The organism is Luteibacter sahnii, from assembly GCF_034063545.1.
Taxonomy (GTDB): Bacteria; Pseudomonadota; Gammaproteobacteria; order Xanthomonadales; family Rhodanobacteraceae; genus Luteibacter; species Luteibacter sahnii.
Genome location: NZ_JAQLOK010000005.1, coordinates 173,550 through 193,320, shown reverse-complemented (window position 1 = coordinate 193,320; position 19,771 = coordinate 173,550). Strand labels below are relative to the sequence as shown.

Sequence of the window (19,771 nt, the reverse complement as noted above, 5' to 3'; positions counted from 1 at the left end):
GAACGACCTTGACCGGATACGTCGCGCTGATTCGCGCAGTGAATGTCGGTGGCACCGGCAAACTGCCCATGACCACCCTGCTCGAGATGTGCCAGTCAGCCGGGTTCGGCCAGTCGAAAACCTACCTTGCAAGCGGCAACGCTGTGTTTACAAGCCAGAAGAGCGAAGCACAGGTACGATCCGCCCTCGAAGAGCAACTTCAGACTCACGTCGGCAAACCGGTGGGCGTATTGGTGCGAACCGCTGCTGAAATGGCCAGTGTTCTGGCGCGCAATCCATTTGAGGGAGAGGCGGGGAATCGCGTCATCACCCTGTTTGTGGATGGTCCTCTGCCTGCCGACCCTCTCGACGGGGCGAACGGCCTCAAGAACGAGCGGGTCCATAGGGGCAAGCGGGAAATCTATGTCCTCTATCCGGACGGCATGGGGGCCACCAAGCTCCGGCTTCCCAGCGAGAAGCAAGGCACTGCGCGCAACCTCAACACGGTGACCAAGCTGGCGGAGATGGCGGCCGCGCTTGAGCCTGAAGGCGAGGACGCAACGTGAGCACGCAGGTCGGCCCTCGCCCCTCAACGCCAAGCCTCTTTTGTGCGTCACTCGTCGATATTGATGCCCTCAACACATCCGTCAGACCGTGGCGCACTATCGAGTGTCCAGTACGTCACAGACAAGGTGAGCTGCCCGACTTTTCCACTCATGCGGTGCGCTGACCTCGGTGGTTCTGTCGATGGGAAGGGCGTCGGTTCCGGGGCCGTCATCAACGTGGGCGCATCGTTGAGGCGATAGTGGCCGGCCACACCCCAGGCGCTGACACAGGTGTGGTCATCAATGTTGGCCACGAAGTTCGGGGGTGCGATCTCGGTCCCGGTAAAGGAGGCAACGTAGTTGATGCGCGTGCCATCGAGCAGAACGAGATGAGAGGCCTCGTGCGACCAAGGCATGCCGTCAAAAACGACCCAGGCGATTCCATGGTCAGCAAAGCGCTTGAGAAGCACGTCAGACTGCAGGCCTTCCCGTGTGACGACGTCAACAAGCTCGTACACATCATGAAATGAAGACGCTTGCGCGCCGATGGCCGACCAGGGAATCGCGAGGGACGCAACCAATAGTGCGCAAAGTCCGCTGCGACGGCTGGGCAATCCTGCTGGCATCGGTCATTCCCTTCGGAGGGTCGTGGATTCTATCGCTTCTGAAAGCCAGATGATCGCTCCGTGCTTCCCGGGCCGAACCGGCATTTTCCAAGCCAGATCGGCGTTTGACCCAGATGGGGGGCGAAGGCGCTATCCTCGCGCCATGTGCTATTCCGCCCAAATCCAGGCTGACTTTCGCGCCTACCAGCGCTTCGGGGGCAACCTAGATCTGGATGCCTACGTGAAGATGGCCGGTTGGTGTACGCGCAACGGCAGTTGGATACATAGCGTCCCCAAGGGCATCCGCAACGCTTTTCTGGACTCCACTGAATCGGATGAACAGGAAGCGCGGGCCGCGGCACTCGATGCCTATCAGGCGGCCGCTCTTGCCCTCGAACAGGAGCTGGCCGAGCAGACCGCGCGGCTGGCGAAGGCGCAAATGGTTTTGGCCGGGCCCAAGCCCACGAAGAAGGCGGAAACCGACCAGCGCGTCGCCACCAAAAAAATTGCCAACGCCAAGTCCAAACTGGCCGAGATCCATGACCACGCCAAAGGCGACGGCTATGCCCGCATCTGGCCCGGCGGTATCACGCCCGTGCTCATCCGGGATCCGGCCACCGGCGAGCGACGCGTGGTGCCCATGCGCTACCGCTGCCGCATGCCCAGCTGGACGGCCGCGGACGAGAAGAAGTGGGACGGGACCTACAACGCCCGTCGGGACAAGCTCACCACCGCCTGGCGGGAACTGTGGGGAAAGACCCACGGTGTCATGCTGGCGCGTCGGATCTATGAGTCGGTGGCCCTCCACGATCTGGAACATCGGCCGTTGGCGCCGGGAGAGCGCCCGATCTCGGTGGAGGTAGCGTTTCGGCCCGAGTCCGGGGAGGACCTGCTGTTGGCCTGCCTGTGGCGGTACGTTGAGCCGGAGGGGGACGAGCCGGGGTTCTACACGGTGGCCGCGATCACGGGCGATCCTCTGCCCGATTTTGTCGCCGCCGGTCACGATCGCAGCGTCATCGCGATCAAGCCCGAGCACCTGGATGCGTGGCTAGACCCCCAAGCCAGCGGACTGATGGACATGATGGCCATTCTGGGCGACCCGCACGAGGTGCACTACGTGTATGAACCCGTTGACGACAACGCTGCGGACGACACGTAACCCCATCGTACGCAATGGCCACAGCGCCTTGATGTTCGACGATCGCGAGCCGACGACGGGACTGCGATCACTAGCTGCGCCTCCGCCTGAACACGCGTTCGTGGTTCAATGGACCAAGGAACCGAGACAGCCACATGGTCATCGAACAGGACATCGACGCGCTCATCGACGAGGGGAAGGCATTGCGCCACGCCCTTCGCTCCGGCGATCTCACCGAAGCTCGCTTTCGAGCGCGCCAGATCGCCGGGATTGCCCTCATGCTCAATGTTCCTAATGTGCGAAATGCGACCGCCGCCGTGATCGTCTCGTTGGGGGCAGAGGGCGAGCGCCTCGCTAGCGGCTACGTCGAGGCCGTCATCGCCCTTTCGGACGCGATCTACCTTCATCGTCAGTCGAAGGGGGGGGCACGTTGCGGACGCGCTGCGCTGCGCTGTCGAACGCAACGCATGTAGCTGAGCCTCAGGGACGGCTTCGCCCGGCGACTTCGGGTGCGACTCATACCGGACTTTTGATACGTGCCGGAAATGCGTCTCGAAGGTTTTAACGCCGCCGAGGCGCTGGAACACCTCGCGCCGCCTATGTCGTTCGGTCCTTCAAAAACTCTTTTAGGGGCCGTTCGAAACATGTTGCGACACGCCAGCCACCCGTTGCTGTTAGGTTCGGGTACGGATGCAGGCGCGTCGGATCACGATGTCGCTTTACCGATGGTGGGTTATGACGGAGACGGACGCAGATGCGGCATGCAGGCGTAGCGGAAAACCAGCGCAGTTGGAAAACGACTTTGACGGCGGCAGGGCTCCTTGGCGTTGCGCTGTTGGAATACCAACAGCACCCAAATCTCAAAGGGGCGCTGGCGGGAGGGGCGTTCTTGCTTCTCGCTTGGCGCGTCGCATTTGTCGGAGCGCCTCGCCTTAATGTCACGCTGGGTCAGATCTATCGGCAGAACCGAGAAGGTCAATTCAACTGGCCTTTCGCAGGAAAGATTGCCGAGCTGGTTGCCGGCACCCTCGTGGTGGTCAGTTTTTTCGTCTGAATGGAATTTGGGAAGGGGCACCGACTCCCTAAGCGTCGTGGCGGATGTCAGCGAAAGTCTCTGGACCGCGCATCCAATCCGCCCAACAAGTGCGAAAGATCCACCAGCCTCCGGGCCACCAGATGGCAGGTCCCATCCGCGACCTGCCACTGTCCTTCCACTCCTAGCAATCGGGTCTCCAACAGCTCTCGCCGCTGGGTGTCTGCGGTGCGCTTCCAGACGATCACATTGACCATGCCGTGCTCGTCTTCCATGGTGACGAAGGTCACCCCGCTGGCCGTTTGCGGTCGTTGACGCAGGTTGACCATCCCGGCCACCCTCACCCATCGCCCGTCCGGATACCCACGGAGGGTCCGGCTGTCCATCCAGCGCGCGGCCTGCAGTTTGTGTCGGATCTGGTGGAGCGGATGCGGCCCCAAGGTCACCCCCGTGAGCGCGTAGTCCGCCAAGGTATCTTCGGCCTGCGTGGGCGGGGGCAGCACAACGCCCTGTTCCACCGGGCTCTCCCCGAAGAGCGGAAACTGGGGCTCCACGCCCGCGATGGCCCATTGGGCCCGGTGGCGGTGCCCCGCCAGGCCACGCAGCGCGCTGGCCTCGGCCAGCAGGTCTTGATGGCGTTTGTCGAGGTCCGCCCGGGCACAAAGATCCGCGATGTCTCCGAACATGCTCTGGGCTCGCGCTGCCATGATTGCGCTCGCCGCGCCCTCTGCGAACCCGCGCACTTGCCGAAACCCCAACCGGATGGCCCATGTCCCACGCGGATCCGGTTCGAGGGAGCAATCCCACGTGCTGTAGCGGACATCCACGGGCCACACGGCGATGCCATGGCGTTGCGCATCCTGGACGATTTGGCTCGGTGCATAGAAGCCCATAGGCTGCGAGTTGAGCAACGCGCACGCGAACATCGCGGGGTGGTGGCATTTGAGCCAACAGGACGCGTAGACGATGCCGGCGAAACTCGCCGCGTGGCTTTCGGGGAACCCGTACGAACCGAATCCTTTGATCTGCTCGAACAGCTGCTCAGCGAACGCCGTGGTATAGCCGCGCTCCAGCATGCCGGCCATGATCCGTTCGCGGTGTTTCTCCATCCCGCCGTGCCGCTTCCAGGCGGCCATCGCGCGGCGCAGCTGATCGGCTTCGCCGGCGGTGTAGCCTGCGGCGACGATGGCGAGCTTCATCACCTGTTCCTGGAACAACGGCACGCCCAGGGTCCGCTCAAAGACCACTTTTAAGTCTTCCGATGGGTAATCCACCGGCTCTTCTTTCCGGCGGCGGCGCAGATACGGGTGAATCATGCCGCCTTGGATAGGGCCCGGGCGAACGATGGCGACCTGGATGACCAAGTCATAGAAATTCTCCGGCCGGTGCCGTGGCAGCATCGCCATCTGCGCCCGGCTTTCGATCTGGAACACGCCCAGCGTGTCGGCCCGTTGGATCATGGCATAGGTCGCCGGATCCTCGGGTGGCAAGGTGGCCATCGTCAGCGCTTGGCCTTCGTGCTGGCGCAGTAGGTTCAAACACTTTTGGACGCAGGTGAGCATGCCCAGCGCCAGGCAATCGACCTTCAACAACCCCATGGTGTCCAAGTCGTCCTTGTCCCATTGCAGAATCGTGCGGTCTTCCATCGCCGCGTTCTCGACCGGTACCAACTCGTGCAGCGGCGCGTCGGCGATCACAAAGCCGCCCACGTGTTGGGACAGGTGTCGGGGTTGGTCCATCAACTCGACGGTCAGCGTCACGACATGGCCAATCACGGGGCTATCGGGGTCAAACCCGCGCTCGCGCAACAGCGCCGCCAAGGACATCGATCCGTCCCACCAGGAGAACACCTTGCTCAGCAATTCCACCTGCTCGAGCGGCAGGCCCATGGCCTTGGCCACATCGCGCACCGCGCTTTTGGCTCGGTAGCAGATGACGGTGGCAGCGAGCGCGGCGCGCTCCCGGCCGTATTTTCGGTAGATGTATTGGATGACCTCCTCGCGCCGCTCGTGCTCGAAGTCGATGTCGATGTCCGGCGGCTCGTTGCGCTCCTTGCTGATGAACCGCTCCATCAAAAGGTTAAAGCGCGACGGATCGACCTCGGTGACGCCCAACGCAAAACACACCGCGCTGTTCGCCGCCGACCCACGGCCTTGGCACAAGATGCCCTCGCTGCGCGCAAAGCGCACGATGTCGTGCACGGTCAAGAAATAAGACTCGTAGCGCAGTTCGGCGATGAGGCCGAGTTCGTGCTCGATTTGCTGGCGCACGGTGGCCGACGGCCCTTCGGGCCAGCGCCAACGCACCCCGTTTTCCGTGAGTTCCCGAAGCCAGCCGGTAGCGGTATAGCCCGCGGGCACCAATTCGGCAGGGTATGCGTAATGCAGCTCGTCCAAGGTGAAGGTGCAGCGCTCGGTGATGCGCACCGCTTCGTCCAGCAACGCGCTGGGGTAGAGGCGCGCGAGCGCCGCACGCGTGCGCAGGTGCCGCTCGCCGTTGCGGAACAACACCGAACCTGCCTCGGCGATCGTCAGCCGGTGGCGAATTGCCGTCATGGTGTGCTGGAGCGCCAGGCGCCGGCGGACATGCATGTGCACGTCGCCTGCGGCCACGCAGGGGAGGCCCAGCTCCCGGCCCACCGCTTCGAGCTGGGCGCAGCGACGCCCGTCGTTGAAGTCTTTGACCAGTTCGACCGCCAGCCACGCGCGCTCGCCAAAGGTGGCCCGAACCCAGGCACCTTGCTCCGCCTCGGGTTCGCGCCCCGGCACCCACAGGGCGAGCGTCCCCGGTAAGCCGTCCGCCACGTCGGCCCGGGTCAGCCGGTAGGTGCCCTTCTCCGCCGCCCGACGCCCTTGAGTGATCATCCGGCACAGCGCGACATAGCCGGCCTTGGTCTGGGCCAGCAGCACAAGTTTGGGCCCATCCTCGAGTTGCACCTCGGTGCCGACGACCAGACGCACCCCGGTATCGCGTGCGGCCTCGAACGCGCGCACGATGCCCGCCATGGAGCATTCGTCGGTGATGGCCAACGCGGTATAGCCGCAGGCCTTGGCGCGCTCGAACAATTCGCGCGCGGTGGACGCGCCCCGTTGAAAGCTGAAGTTCGACAGGCAGTGGAGTTCGGCGTAGCCGGGGGGCTCTGGGCCACTCATGCGAACCAGCCGTGCAGCATCCAGCCTTGGGCTTCGTCCGGTGGCAGAAAGGCCCACGCGCGCTGCCCTTGGGCTGTTTCGACGATGTAGTAGTCGCGCCGCACCGGTCCACCGTCCCACCAGCCGGTTTCCATCCGCTCAGGGCCGGCCACGACGGTGGGCGCCGCGCCACGCCACGGGATGGGCCGCTCCAGCAGCCACGTGGGCCGGGGCGAGGCTTCGGCGTCGCCTTCGTCCTGCGCGCCCACACGCTGCGAGCGCTCTGGCCGCGGATCGCGCGTCGTGGCCAGTTGATAAACGGCGTCGTCCCCTAAGCGGGCCCGCAGGCGTTCGCGCAACTGACCGAACGGCAGCGCATGCGCCGGCCGCTCGTCGAAGAGGTCGCGCCCTTCAGGCACGAACGGTGGAAGGTCGTCCGCCCGCAAGCGAAGCGCCAACACCGGTGCGGGCAGACGCACCTGCTCCAAGCGGCCGCGCGCGGCGTCGAACAAGGTGTGGGCCGCGCGCTCGGGCGCCAACAGGCCGACGGCGACCTCCGTCGCTCCCTCGCGATACTCCAGATGCAGCACGAAGCGCTGCACCCCGCCATCGCGGCCCGCCAGATACGCCGCGAGATCGGCCGTCATACGGCGGACCGGAAAGACCAAGGCGGCGATGTTCTCCACCTCGTGCGACAGCTCCAGGCGCCAGTCGACGGCGTCCGGCGGCGCGTAGAGGTCCAGCCCTGCGGGCCGATCCCCCAGCAGTTGGTCGAGCGCATCAAGAAGTTCCGCACCGAACCGTCGACGCAGGCCATCGCGGGGCATGCGCAGGAGCTGGCCCAGGGTTCGCACGCCCATCCGCGGCAACGCTGTGCTCGCCGCCGCCGGCAAGCGCGCTTTCCGCAGCGGCACCGGTTCGAGCGCCCGGCGTAGGTGCTCGGGGTGGGCGACCGCCAGCCCGTCGTGCACCCCGGCCAGCACATAGGCGGCATGGGGGCTCGGCGCGGCCGCAAGGCGGTGGCGAAAGCCGAGATCGGTCAGGTCGCCCCGCAGACGCCGCTCGATATCGGACCACTCCCCGAACAGCCCCCGGCTGCGGCCGACTTCGAGCACGAGGGCATGCGGCAGCAGTGCGACTTCGGAACTGTAGCGATATGCCACCCCGGCCAGGAAGGTTTGCCAGCGTTCCACCTCAGTGGGGTCGTAGGGCAAAGCCGTGAACTGGGCGAGCAAAGCCTGGGCGGCACTCAGGCGCTGGCCCACCCGCAACCCGGCGGCCTTGGCTTCGGCGTTGGCAGCGACCACGGTCCGGGTCTGCGCCGGGCCATCGACCAGCACCACGGGGCCAGAGTCAGGCTGACGCCGGAGGACGCCATCCAGCGCCAGGGATGGCAGCAATATGCAGGCCCAGAGCATCGTCGGCCGCCCTCAATGGACCGTATCCGGGAACGGGACCGGCTGGGCCGGTGGGTTGCCACCCCGGCATTTGCGCACCCACACCGCAGGCCCGGGCTGGACCGCGACTTCTAGGCGAAGGGGGGCCGGCGAGGGGTTGGCCAAGTGCCGGCGGTCGCGGAAGACAAAGCCCAAGGCCTGGCCGTCTGCAGCGGCGACCTGCAGCCGGCGCAGCGCCCGGTCGTCGGCCTGCTTGGGCCAGAGCAAAACGGCCGCGCACGCACCGGACCGCAGGCATTGCTCGGCTACCCACAGGACGTCGGCGTCGGCTGCACGGACGAAATGGACCTGACCGAGGCGAAGCCCACGCTGGCGCCAGCCTTGCGCGAAGGGCACATACGGCGGCCCGACGACGACCACCGGGCGATTGCCCTGGGTCAACCGGGCCAGTGTGGGTAGGACGAGGCGCAGCTCCCCCACTCCGTCCTGCGGCATGAGCACTTCTGTGATCGAGGCGTCGGGCCAGCCGGCGGTGGGCAGCACGGCGTCGAGACCAGCTACGCCGGTGGGCTGGTCGCCGGCCGGGATGGGTTCAGCACGACCGCGCCAGACCCGTCGGGCTTCGACGAGGTCGGATAGGGCAACGACTGCGCCCATCAGCCTCTCCGGACCAAGCCTGCAAACAGTCCTTCGATGGCAAAGTCGTCCGTGGGGTCGGGATCAATCGGGTGGTAGCCCGGACTGTTCGGCAGCAGGCGGATGATGTCACCCTGGTGGTGCAGCCGCTTGATGGTGAAGCGGTCGCCGCCGACGCGGGCGGCCACCACTTGGCCGTGGTGGGCCACCGGGGTAGCGTGGACCCCGACCAAATCGCCGTTGAGGATGCCCTCGTCGCGCATCGAGTCGCCCACGACCTCGACCAGATAGTCCGGTTTGAGCTTGAAGAGCCACTTCGACACCCGGAGCGACCGCTCCACGCGCTCCGCCGAGAACAGCGGCTCGCCGGCCGCAATACGTCCAACCATTGGGAGGTCCAGGGTGTCCGCCGCCATGGGATCGGACTCTTCGACGAGGCGGATGCCGCGGGGGCGGTTGGGCTCGATGACCAGCCGGCCTTTGGCCTGAAGGGAGCGAACATGTTTGAGGACCGCGCTGACGTGCTCGATGCCCAAGGCCTGGCCGATCTCTTCCAGCGTCGGGGCCTCTCCGTCCCGCGCAATGCGTGCCCGGATGAGGTCCAAAACGTTGTGCTGGCGGGAGGTCAAGAGCAGGGTCATGGGCATCACTTTTCACCGTTTTAGGTGAAAATGGAAGGGTCAAGATTTGCCCATGCAAGGATCAACGGGATGCCCGCTGAACCTCACAAACGGGGTGAAGTGGGTTCAGGGGCGAGGATGTGAGAAGGCAGTCTCAGGAGGCGAGACCCGCCACACGATGCGCAAATACAGCCTTATCGCCGACGCCGACGCCGACGCCGACGTCATATTCGGCCGATCGAAACAAAGCAGTCACGTGCCGTTGTCCCCGTAGCCGGTGAAGAGGACGCCCCTGTCAGACCTAGGCCTATCGTCGCGGTGTCACCCGGGTCGCTTCTGCGAGAACGCAAACTCCGCGACACAATGCCATCGGGAATAGCCATGCCCGATGGCCACTTTCACCAACACGGGGTAACCATGGCTATTTCGCAGACACTCTGCCGCTTGACTGCCCGATACAATTGGACCAGCTGCCGTCCAGCCCTGCGACGGCAAACGCACCAAGGATGATGTGGCCTCATGCCTATGCCAGCGCTGTTTGACCGCCGTTTCTTTGACCTGAACGAAGCTGCCGGACGGGATACAGAGTTTTCGTGGGCCTTCGACCGATACGGCTCCATGGACTGGAACGAGCTGCTTACCTCGCCGAGGGTATTGATCGTCGCCGAGGCGGGGACCGGCAAGACTTTCGAGTGCCAAGCCCAACAACGGCGCCTGTGGGACGAAGGCAGACCGGCGTTCTGGATTGAGCTTGCCAGCCTGGAGCGCAGCGAACTGTCAAACACCCTAGGGAGCGAGGCGTTGGAACGTTTCCACGCTTGGCTCGATGACCCGGCTAGCGTGGCCACGTTCTTCCTCGACTCTGTGGACGAACTCTTGCTAAAAGCTAGCTTTGAACAGGCGCTGACCGCGGTCAATCGCGCCATAGGCCCCCGTACCCACCGAGCCCGCTTCGTGGTGACCTCGCGCCCGACCGACTTTGACCGACAAGCCATCATCAACATCCTGCCTTACCCGGACCGCATGGAGGTTGAGGAGCCGAAAACCGAACCGGGCAATGGTTTCGTCGAGGCGGCCATGGGTACGCGATCGGTAGTGCGTCGAACAGAAGTCCGCGACCCGATCCCCGTGGTCCGCACGGTGGGCTTGCTGCCGCTGTCGGAGTCAGAAGTGGTGCGGTTTGCTGCCGCGCATGGGGTCACTGACCCCACTGCATTCATGGAAGCGCTCTCGGCGAAGAACGCCTTCGCATTCGCACGCCGTCCGCAGGATCTCATCGAGCTGATTGGCGTGTGGAAGGCGGAGGGTCGTCTGCGCACCTACCGCGATCAGGTCGCCAGGAACGCCGAAGTGAAGCTTCGTGGCGCCCGCCGCCGCAACGAGCGGCAGCTGCCATTCGACAAGGCGATGAAAGGAGCCAGGGCGCTCGCGCTCACAATGCAGCTGACCCGGCGCCTAGCGCTGAAGCACGGCGTCGACTCCGACACTGAGCATGCCATTGAGACGGTGTTGGATCCTCGGGATGTGCTCGAGGGCTGGACCGACGATGAAGTCAAAGCCCTTTTGGAGCGTCCGCTGTTCGGCCATGCGGGCTACGGGCGTGTCCGATTCCATCACCGCTCCGTCGTCGAATTTCTAGCAGCTGAGCAACTCAACGCGCTGAGGGAGGGCGGTGCACCATGGCGCAATGTAGCCGAACGACTGTTCGCCACCACGCCCCAAGGCATTGAGGTCATCCGTCCGTCCATGCGCCCCACGGCCGTCTGGTTAGCAGCGCGGTCGCGCGATGTGTTTGAGGCGGTGATCGCTAGAGAGCCCGAGGCACTGCTGCAGTACGGCGACCCCGAAACGCTGGACGAGCGTGACCGCTTGCGTGCCCTCATGGCGTACGTCACCCGGGTCGGCAGTCGGCAGCGCGAAGGTGTGGAATTCTATCCAGTCCAGATCCAGCGATTTGCCTGCGCCAAGGTCATGTCGGCGCTGCCGGACGTTTGGGACAGAGGTCTGACCAACCCAGACGTTCGAAAGCTCTTCCTGCAGATGTTCGCGGCGTGGCCCAGCGAGGCTGGCACCCGGATCGCATTTTCGGTGCTGACCGACGCGAACGGCGATCATTTGGAACGGATTTGGGCTGCGGAGGCGCTGACCGCAGCAAACGATGCACGGCTGCCCGACTTAGCCCAGCAGCTGGCGCTGGATGCCGCCGATTGGCCCGATGGCATCGCTGCGTCCGTTGCCTTGCGTCTAGTTCCGCGCCACATCGGTGCCGACACGCTGTGTACCCTGTTGGACCGCATAGCCGCAGGGCGCAACAGCCCCGGCCGCGATCTCGCACGCTCGCTGTGCTACCACGTGACCCACGACACGTTCGAGCCGACTTACTTGGAACGGCTGCGCGACGGCCTCGTGGCCAGCGTGATGCGAGGGATGCACTGGACGCGCTCGGAGTATCCTCGATATCGGACGACCCGCCCCGACCTAGCAGAATTGCTTGCTGCGGTGTGCGTGCGCCTACTGGTCGAGCAACCATTGTCGAGCACGCTGCTGGTGGCCAGCATCGTTGCAGTCCAGGTGGCGGCGAAAGATTCCATAGGGAAGGACTTCGCGGCGCAACTGCGTACCACCGCCTCCGCCTGGCCGGAATCCTTGCGGTGTGTGGCGTTCACCGCTTGCCATGCCCTGCTGGAAGGGATTCATCCAACGGGCGATGCGTTCGACCGCCTGAATGCCTCGGATGAGGCTGGTCTCATTCGCTTGTCGCCAGCCGACGGACCTTGGGTCATGGCAATCGTTGGCGACCGTGACCAATCCGCCGCCTTACGCGCCACGGCGCTGACCGCCGTCCTTCAAGGCATTGCCCCCGCCTTTCCTTCGCCGACAGCACGCCTACGGGCGCTCGCCAGCGCAGTCGCCGACGACCCCGAATTGAGTGCGCGCGTGGCGCGAGTCGCCAATGCGCGACGAGCTGATCCGGAGCTGCGACGGATGCGCGCGACTGACGCACGCCGACGCCAGTTGCATACCAAGAAAGAGGCCGACCGACGCGCCGGCTGGCAAAAATTCGTCCGGGAGATATTGGCGGACCCGGAGGCGTTCTTCACCAAGGACCGCGCGTATGGTACCGCTTGGAACATCTGGGCAGTCATGCGTCAGCATGAAGAAAGCGGCCATCACACGGGCTGGAACCGGCCGTTTTTAGAGTCACACCTTGGTGCTGATATTGCCAATCGGCTCAAGCACGCCCTTCGGACCGTGTGGCGTAATGACACGCCGACACTTCCGCACGAGCGTCCACCGGCTGAACGGAACACCACGCTGCTGCGATGGGGCATGGGCAACGCTGCGCTCGCCGCTGAATCGGAAGACGATGACTGGGCGCTGCGGCTCTCCCCTGCCGAGGCGGCCTTGGCGACGCGCTATATCCCGATCGAACTCAACCGTTTTCCCCCGTGGTTGCCTGCATTGGCTGCCGCTCATCCAGGCGCGGTTCGGGCCACGATGACTCAATTGCTTGATGACGAGTTGGCCTGCTTGCATGACCCCGAGGCACACCCTACGACATTGCAGCACATGGAGTACGCCGACACGGTGCTGCAAGCTCTGGCCATGCCTCACCTAGAGGCGTGGTTGTCCTCCCAAGCGGCGGACCTGACGGCACGCTCAACGCCTCCCAAGCCCACCTATGGACTTGAGCGCCTGATTCGACTTGTGCTGAAGCACGGCAGCCCTCCCGCGAGGGCCGCGCTGCTGAGCACGAGTCTCGAGGCTTTGGCACGTCCGGTCACCGGCGGCTGGGAGCTGCTCTGGTTCAGCGCAGCGTTTTTCCTGGACCCTCTGGCTGCTACTGCCATCCTCGAACATCGCTTGACGCAATATCCGGTTAGTCCGCTGGGCGACGGCGCGCGGTTGCTGGGTGGGCTCTTCGGCGATCGGCACGAGGCCATGCGTGTCAATGCTCGCGATGAGCGGTTCACGCCCGATCTGTTGTTGCGCCTCACGCGCCTAGCCTATACCCATGTGCGTCGAGAGGACGATGTGGAGCACATTGGCTCGTTCACGCCGGATACGCGAGATGGTGCTGAGCAGGGCCGCAATGCGCTCCTCACAGCGCTTCTGGAATCGGACGGCGTTGGGGCGTGGGACGCAAAAATGGCTCTGGCGAACGACCCGCTGATTGGAACCTTCGCCGACCGCGCCCGGGCACTGACGCTCGCGCATGCCGCCCGGGAGGCCGAGGGCGAACCGCTCACGCTCACCCAGGTGCGGGCGGTCTTGCGTGGCGCGGCGCCGCCGCCCATGACGCGAGACCAAATGTTCACACTGTTGAGTGACCGGCTCGACGATCTGGAAGAGTTGCTGCTCTCCGACACGTCGCCGCGAGAGACATGGGCCCGGGTGAGGATCGAGCGGGAGATGCGCCGGAACATTGGTCACGAATTGGAGCGGCTGGCCGCAGGCATTTACAGCGTCAATCAAGAGGCCGTGTCCGCAGACGAAAAAGAGACCGATATCCGCCTGGTGTCGAGCGCGTCGTCGGTCACGGGCGTAATCGAACTCAAGGTGGGTGAAAATGCATCGGCCGCAGAGCTTCGGGACACCATTCAGGGCCAACTGGTTCGCAAGTACCTTGCCCCGAAAGATCGGCGTGCGGGCTGCCTTCTGGTCACCGTGGGCAGAAATCGGGGATGGAGCCACCCGGACACGGGCGAGCGAATCGGCGTAGATGGCCTGCGTCAGCTCCTCTCTGCTGAGGCGAAGCGCACTGAGCAACAACTGCAGGGCCAAGTGCGCGTCGCAGCAAGGGTATTGGACCTTCGACCGCGTTTGGGCCTCGAACGCGACGGAAGCACCGACTAGGAACAGAACTACGAGGAACGCCACCTAGGCTGAACGTCCCTCGCCTTAGCTTCTAGGGTGATGCATCGCAAGTCGCGCTAAGGTCGCAATTAGGCGGGCTGGCCACTACCGCTTTCTAGACCAGACGCCGAGACGCCGGGATCGGCTCGTCATTCTAGTCCCCACCTCCGAACCCGCTTGGGCGCTAAAGGTGGAGACTTGCACGATGTGCAAAGGGCTAAGCCTGGTCACTCGGCGCAGCAGGTCAGCATCCGTTCGTCGATTTAAATTATCGGTCGCCAGTGCTTTCACGATAACCCAGTGAATGCAGCGCCGGATGCACTTTAGCCGCCAATTCCGACATGCTGTATCGCCGAGAATAGGCTGCGTGATGCTCGTCCCCCAATTCATGACCCACATACTGGGCTCGATACTCGGAGGGTACGCCGGCGCTCTGCATCATTTGCACCACTGTTTTCCGTAGGCTGTGAAAACCGACCTTTCCGACCCGAGGCGCCACACCGGCGGCCTTAATATAACGCCCAAATGCGGCCGACAAAAAATTACCGTTCCCATTCACAGATCCCACTTTAGTCCGTGGAAAAAGCCTGGTCTGGCCAGCTTTTCGCAGCGACTCGACATGCCGCAACAATCCCCAATTGATGAGATGAGGATGAAGGGGCACGGTGCGGGCACTGGCGTCGGTCTTGAGGCGCTGGCCCTCGCCGTCGGCACTGATTCGGATGCACGGCAAACCATCCTCTTCCACGAAATCGGCGAGACACAGTTGGCCGAGTTCAGACACGCGCGCACCCGTATAAAGGCCTAACAACGCACCCAGCCGGACCTCCTTTCGCAGCGTCGAAAATCGTGGCCCGTAGATGATCGCCAGTTGCTCTGGAGTGAATGCTTCAAAGCCAAGCTTCCTGCGGAGTCGCTTTTCTCGGATGCCATACTTCACTTGGCCCTGAGCCGGATTGTCACCGGTTGGATAGTAGCCAGCGCTCTGCGACCACGCGAAGAATGCTTTCAAATAGCTCGCCTTGTTCGCCAGCGTCGGCGTTGCGAGCTGCTGAGTGCGAAGACTTTGCACCCACTCCGACACGTCCGTTCGGGCGACCTCCGCGAGCGGCGCTTTAAGCCCCTTCCACCGCGCAAAGCCGTCGACGGCCGCTTTCTTCTGGCTGCGCGTCTTATCTGGCAGCAACGACGAATCCAGCGTCAGCAGATATTTCCGTACGGCTTCCCCAACCGTGATGCCAGGTCTGACGCGTGACGCTCGCGCCTTGCCGCGCACAGGCGCATCGACCGCCGACGACGGCAGCGGCTGAGCGCCCATCAGCACACGAAGCACTTCAACAGCCTTGGCATGCTCCTGGGCAGAGTCACCCTCCGTCGCCAGAGTAAAGCCGTTGGAGGTTCGCTCCAGCTTCCATGGGGCAATGTGCAGCGGGTGCCCGGGGTCGTCCACATCCAAAAGAAAGGGATCGTCGGGTGCCGGTTGCTTCATTCCCCTCAGCCTCCTTGCCTGGTCGAACAGTGCCGCGCAGCGCGCGGACAAGGCATAGGCCTGCACCTGTGCCATGCGAGGGTTTCGCGTCCCAAGACTACGGCGAATCACCGTGAGTCGGAACACCCCTCGAAGGTCTAACGGCACTTTCTGCCGAAAATGGAACATCCCCGTGGGAGAACGATCAAGATGATGTGCTAGCCGCATGCGAAGTGCCTTTGCGGGTGCCTACCACCGAATTTCTCCAGCCTCACCTAAGTGGCTGAAAAAGAACACCTTGGGAGCTTATGGCGGAGAGAGTGGGATTCGAACCCACGGTAGGCTTACACCTACGGCAGTTTTCAAGACTGCTGCCTTAAACCACTCGGCCATCTCTCCGTTTTTTTCCACCATGGCAGCCATTGCAGCTCGCCACGGTCTTACCTCAAAACGCGCCAGGTCACCCCGGCGCGCCGATTGTAACCGAACCTGCCGTCAGGCGATGGCTTCCAGCCCGGCCATGTACGGACGGAGCACTTCGGGGACCTCGATGCTGCCGTCCTTCTGCTGGAAGTTTTCCATCACGGCGACCAGGGTGCGGCCCACGGCCAGGCCGGAACCGTTGAGCGTGTGTACCAGTTCCGGCTTGCCGGTGGCGGGGTTGCGCCAGCGGGCCTGCATGCGGCGGGCCTGGAAGTCGGTGCAGTTGGAGCAGCTGCTGATCTCGCGGTAGGTGTTCTGGCTGGGCAGCCACACTTCGAGATCGTAGGTCTTGGCGGCGGCGAAGCCCATGTCGCCGGTGCACAGCATCACCTTCCGGTACGGCAACTTCAGCGCCTGGAGCACGACCTCGGCGTGGCCGACCATCTCTTCCAGCTGTTGCATGCTCGTCTCGGGCGTGGCGATCTGCACCATCTCCACCTTCTCGAACTGGTGCTGGCGGATCATGCCGCGGGTGTCGCGGCCATAGCTGCCGGCCTCGGCGCGGAAACACAGGCTGTGCGCGGTGAGGCGCATCGGCAGGTCGTCGGCCTCGACGATGCTCTCGCGCACGAGGTTGGTCAGGGCCACCTCCGACGTGGGAATCAGGTAACGGCTGGCGTCGCCCACCTTGGTGTGGAAGAGATCTTCTTCGAACTTGGGCAGCTGGCTCGTGCCCTGCATCGCATCCGGGTTCACGATGAGCGGCACGTTGTGCTCGAGATAGCCGTGCTTTGTGGTGTGCAGGTCGAGCATGAACTGGGCGAGCGCGCGGTGCAGATGCGCAAGCTGCCCGCGCAACACCGTGAAGCGGGCGCCGCTGAGCTTGGCGCCGGCATCCGCGTCGAGCCAGCCGTGGCGGGCACCGAGCTCCACGTGGTCCTGCACGGGGAAGTCGAAGGGCCGGGCGTGGCCCCAGCGAAGGATCTCGACGTTTTCGCTCTCGTCCTTACCGATGCTGACCGCGTCGTCCGGAAGGTTGGGGATACCCAGGGCGATGTCGGCGAGCTTTGCCTGTACCTCGACGAGGGCGTGCTCGTTGGCCTTCAGCTTGTCGCCGATGCCGGCGACCTCCGCCATGAGCGGCGCCACGTCCTCGCCCTTGGCCTTGGCCTGGCCAATGGCCTTGGAGCGGGTGTTGCGGAGGTTCTGCAGCTCCTGCGTCTCGGTGGAGAGCGCCTTGCGCTCGGATTCGAGGCGCTCGATCGTCGCGACGTCGAGTTCGAAATGCCGGGCGGTACGCAGGCGCTCGGCCGTTTCGGCGAGGCGGCCGCGCAGGAGGACTGGGTCCAGCATGAGGGGGCTTCCATTGGGTGCGAAGGGGGATTATGGCAAATCGGGTCAGGGTGTCGCACCACGGGGGTCGCGTAGGGTCCCGACGGGGTGCCCGTAGCGGCGCGGTCCGCGCGCCCGGCTCGTGGAGCGCGTCGTGTCCGTCGCGCGTGGGGCCGACGAGGCGCCGCGCCTCAAGCCCCATCGCCGGGAGGGCGAACACGTTGGGACGAACACCACGACATAGGTCACGGGTTACGGCGCGTACGCGAGGTGGATGAGCGGGTACGGCCTGCCCTGCCCGTCAAGCGGCGACCGGCCGGTGCGCACGAAGCCCATGCGCTCGTAAAAGCCGACCGCCTGGGCGTTCTGTTCGTTGACGTCGGTGGTCATGCGCGGATGCAACGTGAGGCCGTGCCGCACCAGGGTCGCGCCGAGGCCTTGTCCGCGGTAGACGGGGTCCACAAACAGGGCCTCCATGTGACCGTCGTCGATCAGCATGAAGGCCAGGGGGCGGTCCTGTGCGTCTACCGCAAGCCAGAGCGTTGCCTGGGGGAGGAATCCACAGACCATCGCGTCGATGGCGAGGCGATCGTCGGGGGTGAGGAAATCGTGCGTGGCATCGACGGCGGCGCGCCAGATGGCCACGACGCGGTCACCGTCGTCGGGGCGGGAGAGTCGGATCGTTGTCATGCGGCGAAGACTAGCAAGGACGGCACTACGTGACGGCGGTGCCGGGGAAAGGGCGCCGTCGCCCCAGCGCAGGTAGCAGGCCACGGCGCGAGGCGTGAGAAAGCCCCCAACCCTCCATGGGCGCAACGTCGCAACAGCCTCAGCAGATCGAAAGATCGAAGATCCGCGTCATGGGAACCCATTTCTGCCCGGCTCCTGCCCACGGCAAGGGCTGCTGGAACGTCGACATCAGCGTTTCCCACGCCTGCACGCGCTCGCTCGCCGCGTCGGCGGCGGCCTTGGCGTCGGCGTCGAACTCCGGGCCGACCCGCATCAGCATCACCAGGCGGTTACCCGTGCGATGAATCTGCATGTCGAGGATGCCCGCCTCGCGGATCGATTGGACGATCTCCGGCCAGATGACCCCCTTGCGGTGCCAGCGCTCGTAGTCAGCGATTGCCGCGGGATCGTCCCGCAGGTCGAGCGCCAGGCATTGCCAGGTCATGCGACGCGCTCCCGGGGAAGGCAGGCGAAACCCAGAATCGCGGCGAAGCACACCATCGGCACCACCATCGCGTGCGCGATGCCCAGGCGATCGGACGTCGCCCCCATCGCCGCGGTGAGCACCGCGCCGCCGACGATCGACATCACCAGCAGCGACGCGCCGAACTTGCGTTCGGTATCGCTGCGACCTTCCACGCCGAGGGCGAAGATCGTCGGGTACATGATCGACATGAAGAAGCTCGATGCGACCAGCGCATGGATGCCCATGCGACCGGGAACGAACGCCGCGAACGCGGCGAGCGCCACGTTGATCGCTGCGAACGCGCCCAGCACCCGTGCCGGGCGCAGGTATTTCATCAGCGCCGCGCCGGCGAGACGCCCCACCATGAAGCACACGAGCCCCGCGGTGATAAAGTTGGCCGCGGCTCGATCCTCGGTGCCCGGCATGGTGGCCTGCGCGTAGCGGATCATGTAGCTGAAGACGGCCACCTGCGCGCCCACGTAGAAAAACTGAGCGACCACCGCCGACATGAAGCGCCAGTCGCGCAACAGGCGTCCGAGCACGCCCCGCTCCGGCGGCGCGCCCTCGTCGTCGACCTCGGTGCGAGGAAAACGCGTGACCGCGATGATCACGGCCCACAGGATCACGCCCAGCCCGATCACCAGGTAAGGCATCTGCACGGCCGCCGCTTCGCTCTTCATGAAGGCGGTGCGCGCGGCCGTATCCATGGCGGCGAGTTCCGCGGGCGAGCGCTCCACCCCGGTGAAGATGAAATGCTGGCCGATGAGCACGCCCGTAATCGAACCCAGGGGATTGAAAGCCTGGGCGAGATTGAGCCGCGACGCGGCCGATTCGCGTGGACCGAGCAAGGTCACGTAGGGATTGGCGGATGTCTCGAGAAACGCAAGGCCCGCCGCGATCACGAACAGGCCCACCAGGAAGGTGGCGTAGGTCGCGGTCGCGGCGGCGGGCCAGAACAACAACGCGCCGGCGCCATAAAGCAACAGGCCGAACACCACCGCGGCCTTGTAGCCGAAGCGGCGCATGAACACCCCGGCCGGCAGCGCCACGAGGAAATACCCAAGGTAGAACGCGCTCTGGACCAGGCCCGCCTGGAAGTCGGACAGCGTGAAAGCCTTCTTGAACTGGGCGACCAGCACGTCGTTGAGGTTGTTCGCGCCGCCCCAGAGAAAGAACAGGCTGACGATCAATGCCAGGGGAAACCAGGGCACGCGAGCCAGCCCCCGGTGGGCGGCGGTCCGCGCCGCAGCGTGCTGTTGCATGCGTGTCTCCCTCGTCATGGCCCCGCCCCGAACTGTGCAAATATAAACGTGATATTTACCCGCATAACAAGCTGCACTGCAACATGGCGGCCCTTATGGCGATGTCTTGGGGCGCGCGGCTAGACTCGCGGTCGCATCATCCCTTCAACC

Annotated in this window: 15 protein-coding genes and 1 tRNA gene; 5 read left to right on the top strand and 11 right to left on the bottom strand. The window is 64.6% G+C overall.

What is annotated here, in order from left to right; genetic code table 11:
- Window positions 1-8 precede the first annotated feature (8 nt).
- Window positions 9-545, top strand: coding sequence for a DUF1697 domain-containing protein (locus tag PI246_RS14795; RefSeq protein WP_320552076.1), 537 nt, complete (start codon window positions 9-11; stop codon window positions 543-545).
- Between the two features lie 47 nt (window positions 546-592).
- Here the strand turns inward: PI246_RS14795 and PI246_RS14790 are convergent, their stop codons facing one another.
- Complete coding sequence (locus PI246_RS14790; RefSeq protein ID WP_320552075.1) at window positions 593-1,150, bottom strand: hypothetical protein; 558 nt, start codon at window positions 1,148-1,150, stop codon at window positions 593-595.
- 142 nt (window positions 1,151-1,292) lie between these two features.
- Between PI246_RS14790 and PI246_RS14785 the strand changes: the two genes are divergently transcribed.
- The 3 genes from PI246_RS14785 (at window position 1,293) to PI246_RS14775 (ending at window position 3,321) form a co-directional block, all read left to right on the top strand.
- Window positions 1,293-2,288: an SOS response-associated peptidase family protein gene (locus PI246_RS14785; protein ID WP_320552074.1), complete on the top strand. Its 996-nt coding sequence runs from the start codon at window positions 1,293-1,295 to the stop codon at window positions 2,286-2,288.
- Window positions 2,289-2,422: 134 nt separating this feature from the next.
- A complete protein-coding gene (locus tag PI246_RS14780; protein WP_320552073.1) occupies window positions 2,423-2,740 on the top strand; it encodes a hypothetical protein in 318 nt (105 codons plus the stop codon).
- Window positions 2,741-3,021: 281 nt separating this feature from the next.
- The gene (locus PI246_RS14775) at window positions 3,022-3,321 is read left to right on the top strand and encodes a hypothetical protein (protein WP_320552072.1); all 300 of its coding nucleotides are present in this window, start codon (window positions 3,022-3,024) and stop codon (window positions 3,319-3,321) included.
- Between the two features lie 47 nt (window positions 3,322-3,368).
- Here the strand turns inward: PI246_RS14775 and PI246_RS14770 are convergent, their stop codons facing one another.
- Genes PI246_RS14770 through lexA form a run of 4 tightly spaced genes read right to left on the bottom strand, consistent with a single transcriptional unit; the run spans window position 3,369 to window position 9,105 of the window.
- A complete protein-coding gene (locus PI246_RS14770; RefSeq protein ID WP_320552071.1) occupies window positions 3,369-6,452 on the bottom strand; it encodes an error-prone DNA polymerase in 3,084 nt (1,027 codons plus the stop codon).
- A complete protein-coding gene (locus PI246_RS14765; protein WP_320552070.1) occupies window positions 6,449-7,849 on the bottom strand; it encodes a Y-family DNA polymerase in 1,401 nt (466 codons plus the stop codon). The genes PI246_RS14770 and PI246_RS14765 overlap by 4 nt, the downstream gene beginning before the upstream one ends.
- A 12-nt stretch (window positions 7,850-7,861) precedes the next feature.
- Window positions 7,862-8,485 carry a translesion DNA synthesis-associated protein ImuA gene (gene imuA / locus PI246_RS14760; protein ID WP_320552069.1) on the bottom strand — a complete coding sequence of 208 codons (624 nt, stop codon included), beginning with the start codon at window positions 8,483-8,485 and terminating at the stop codon, window positions 7,862-7,864.
- Window positions 8,485-9,105, bottom strand: coding sequence for a transcriptional repressor LexA (lexA, locus tag PI246_RS14755; protein WP_320552068.1), 621 nt, complete (start codon window positions 9,103-9,105; stop codon window positions 8,485-8,487). The genes imuA and lexA overlap by 1 nt, the downstream gene beginning before the upstream one ends.
- A gap of 498 nt (window positions 9,106-9,603) precedes the next feature.
- On the opposite strand from lexA, the gene PI246_RS14750 reads away from it, so the two are divergent.
- Window positions 9,604-13,941, top strand: coding sequence for a hypothetical protein (locus PI246_RS14750; RefSeq protein WP_320552067.1), 4,338 nt, complete (start codon window positions 9,604-9,606; stop codon window positions 13,939-13,941).
- Window positions 13,942-14,209: 268 nt separating this feature from the next.
- On the opposite strand, the gene PI246_RS14745 is transcribed toward PI246_RS14750, so the two are convergent.
- The 6 genes from PI246_RS14745 to fucP form a co-directional block, all read right to left on the bottom strand.
- On the bottom strand, window positions 14,210-15,637 hold the full coding sequence (locus PI246_RS14745; protein WP_320552066.1) for a DUF6538 domain-containing protein: 1,428 nt from the start codon (window positions 15,635-15,637) through the stop codon (window positions 14,210-14,212).
- An 81-nt stretch (window positions 15,638-15,718) separates the two neighbouring features.
- Window positions 15,719-15,808, bottom strand: a tRNA-Ser gene (locus PI246_RS14740).
- Between the two features lie 96 nt (window positions 15,809-15,904).
- Window positions 15,905-17,185 (bottom strand): serine--tRNA ligase, encoded by a 1,281-nt coding sequence (gene serS / locus PI246_RS14735; RefSeq protein WP_320552065.1) that lies wholly within the window; start codon window positions 17,183-17,185, stop codon window positions 15,905-15,907.
- 231 nt (window positions 17,186-17,416) lie between these two features.
- Window positions 17,417-17,854, bottom strand: coding sequence for an acetyltransferase (locus PI246_RS14730; RefSeq protein ID WP_320552064.1), 438 nt, complete (start codon window positions 17,852-17,854; stop codon window positions 17,417-17,419).
- A gap of 139 nt (window positions 17,855-17,993) precedes the next feature.
- A complete protein-coding gene (locus PI246_RS14725) occupies window positions 17,994-18,338 on the bottom strand; it encodes an L-rhamnose mutarotase (protein WP_320552063.1) in 345 nt (114 codons plus the stop codon).
- Window positions 18,335-19,621 (bottom strand): L-fucose:H+ symporter permease, encoded by a 1,287-nt coding sequence (gene fucP / locus PI246_RS14720; RefSeq protein WP_320552062.1) that lies wholly within the window; start codon window positions 19,619-19,621, stop codon window positions 18,335-18,337. The genes PI246_RS14725 and fucP overlap by 4 nt, the downstream gene beginning before the upstream one ends.
- Window positions 19,622-19,771 lie beyond the last annotated feature (150 nt).

What these genes read in the sequence shown, in the direction of transcription:
- lexA (WP_320552068.1), bottom strand. Translation starts at nt 9,105, where the DNA reads ATGACCCTGCTCTTGACCTCCCGCCAGCACAACGTTTTGGACCTCATC.
- PI246_RS14785 (WP_320552074.1), top strand. Translation starts at nt 1,293, where the DNA reads ATGTGCTATTCCGCCCAAATCCAGGCTGACTTTCGCGCCTACCAGCGC.
- imuA (WP_320552069.1), bottom strand. Translation starts at nt 8,485, where the DNA reads ATGGGCGCAGTCGTTGCCCTATCCGACCTCGTCGAAGCCCGACGGGTC.
- PI246_RS14745 (WP_320552066.1), bottom strand. Translation starts at nt 15,637, where the DNA reads ATGCGGCTAGCACATCATCTTGATCGTTCTCCCACGGGGATGTTCCAT.
- PI246_RS14765 (WP_320552070.1), bottom strand. Translation starts at nt 7,849, where the DNA reads ATGCTCTGGGCCTGCATATTGCTGCCATCCCTGGCGCTGGATGGCGTC.
- PI246_RS14770 (WP_320552071.1), bottom strand. Translation starts at nt 6,452, where the DNA reads ATGAGTGGCCCAGAGCCCCCCGGCTACGCCGAACTCCACTGCCTGTCG.
- PI246_RS14780 (WP_320552073.1), top strand. Translation starts at nt 2,423, where the DNA reads ATGGTCATCGAACAGGACATCGACGCGCTCATCGACGAGGGGAAGGCA.
- PI246_RS14730 (WP_320552064.1), bottom strand. Translation starts at nt 17,854, where the DNA reads ATGACAACGATCCGACTCTCCCGCCCCGACGACGGTGACCGCGTCGTG.
- serS (WP_320552065.1), bottom strand. Translation starts at nt 17,185, where the DNA reads ATGCTGGACCCAGTCCTCCTGCGCGGCCGCCTCGCCGAAACGGCCGAG.
- PI246_RS14775 (WP_320552072.1), top strand. Translation starts at nt 3,022, where the DNA reads ATGCGGCATGCAGGCGTAGCGGAAAACCAGCGCAGTTGGAAAACGACT.
- PI246_RS14790 (WP_320552075.1), bottom strand. Translation starts at nt 1,150, where the DNA reads ATGCCAGCAGGATTGCCCAGCCGTCGCAGCGGACTTTGCGCACTATTG.
- PI246_RS14750 (WP_320552067.1), top strand. Translation starts at nt 9,604, where the DNA reads ATGCCTATGCCAGCGCTGTTTGACCGCCGTTTCTTTGACCTGAACGAA.
- PI246_RS14725 (WP_320552063.1), bottom strand. Translation starts at nt 18,338, where the DNA reads ATGACCTGGCAATGCCTGGCGCTCGACCTGCGGGACGATCCCGCGGCA.
- fucP (WP_320552062.1), bottom strand. Translation starts at nt 19,621, where the DNA reads ATGCAACAGCACGCTGCGGCGCGGACCGCCGCCCACCGGGGGCTGGCT.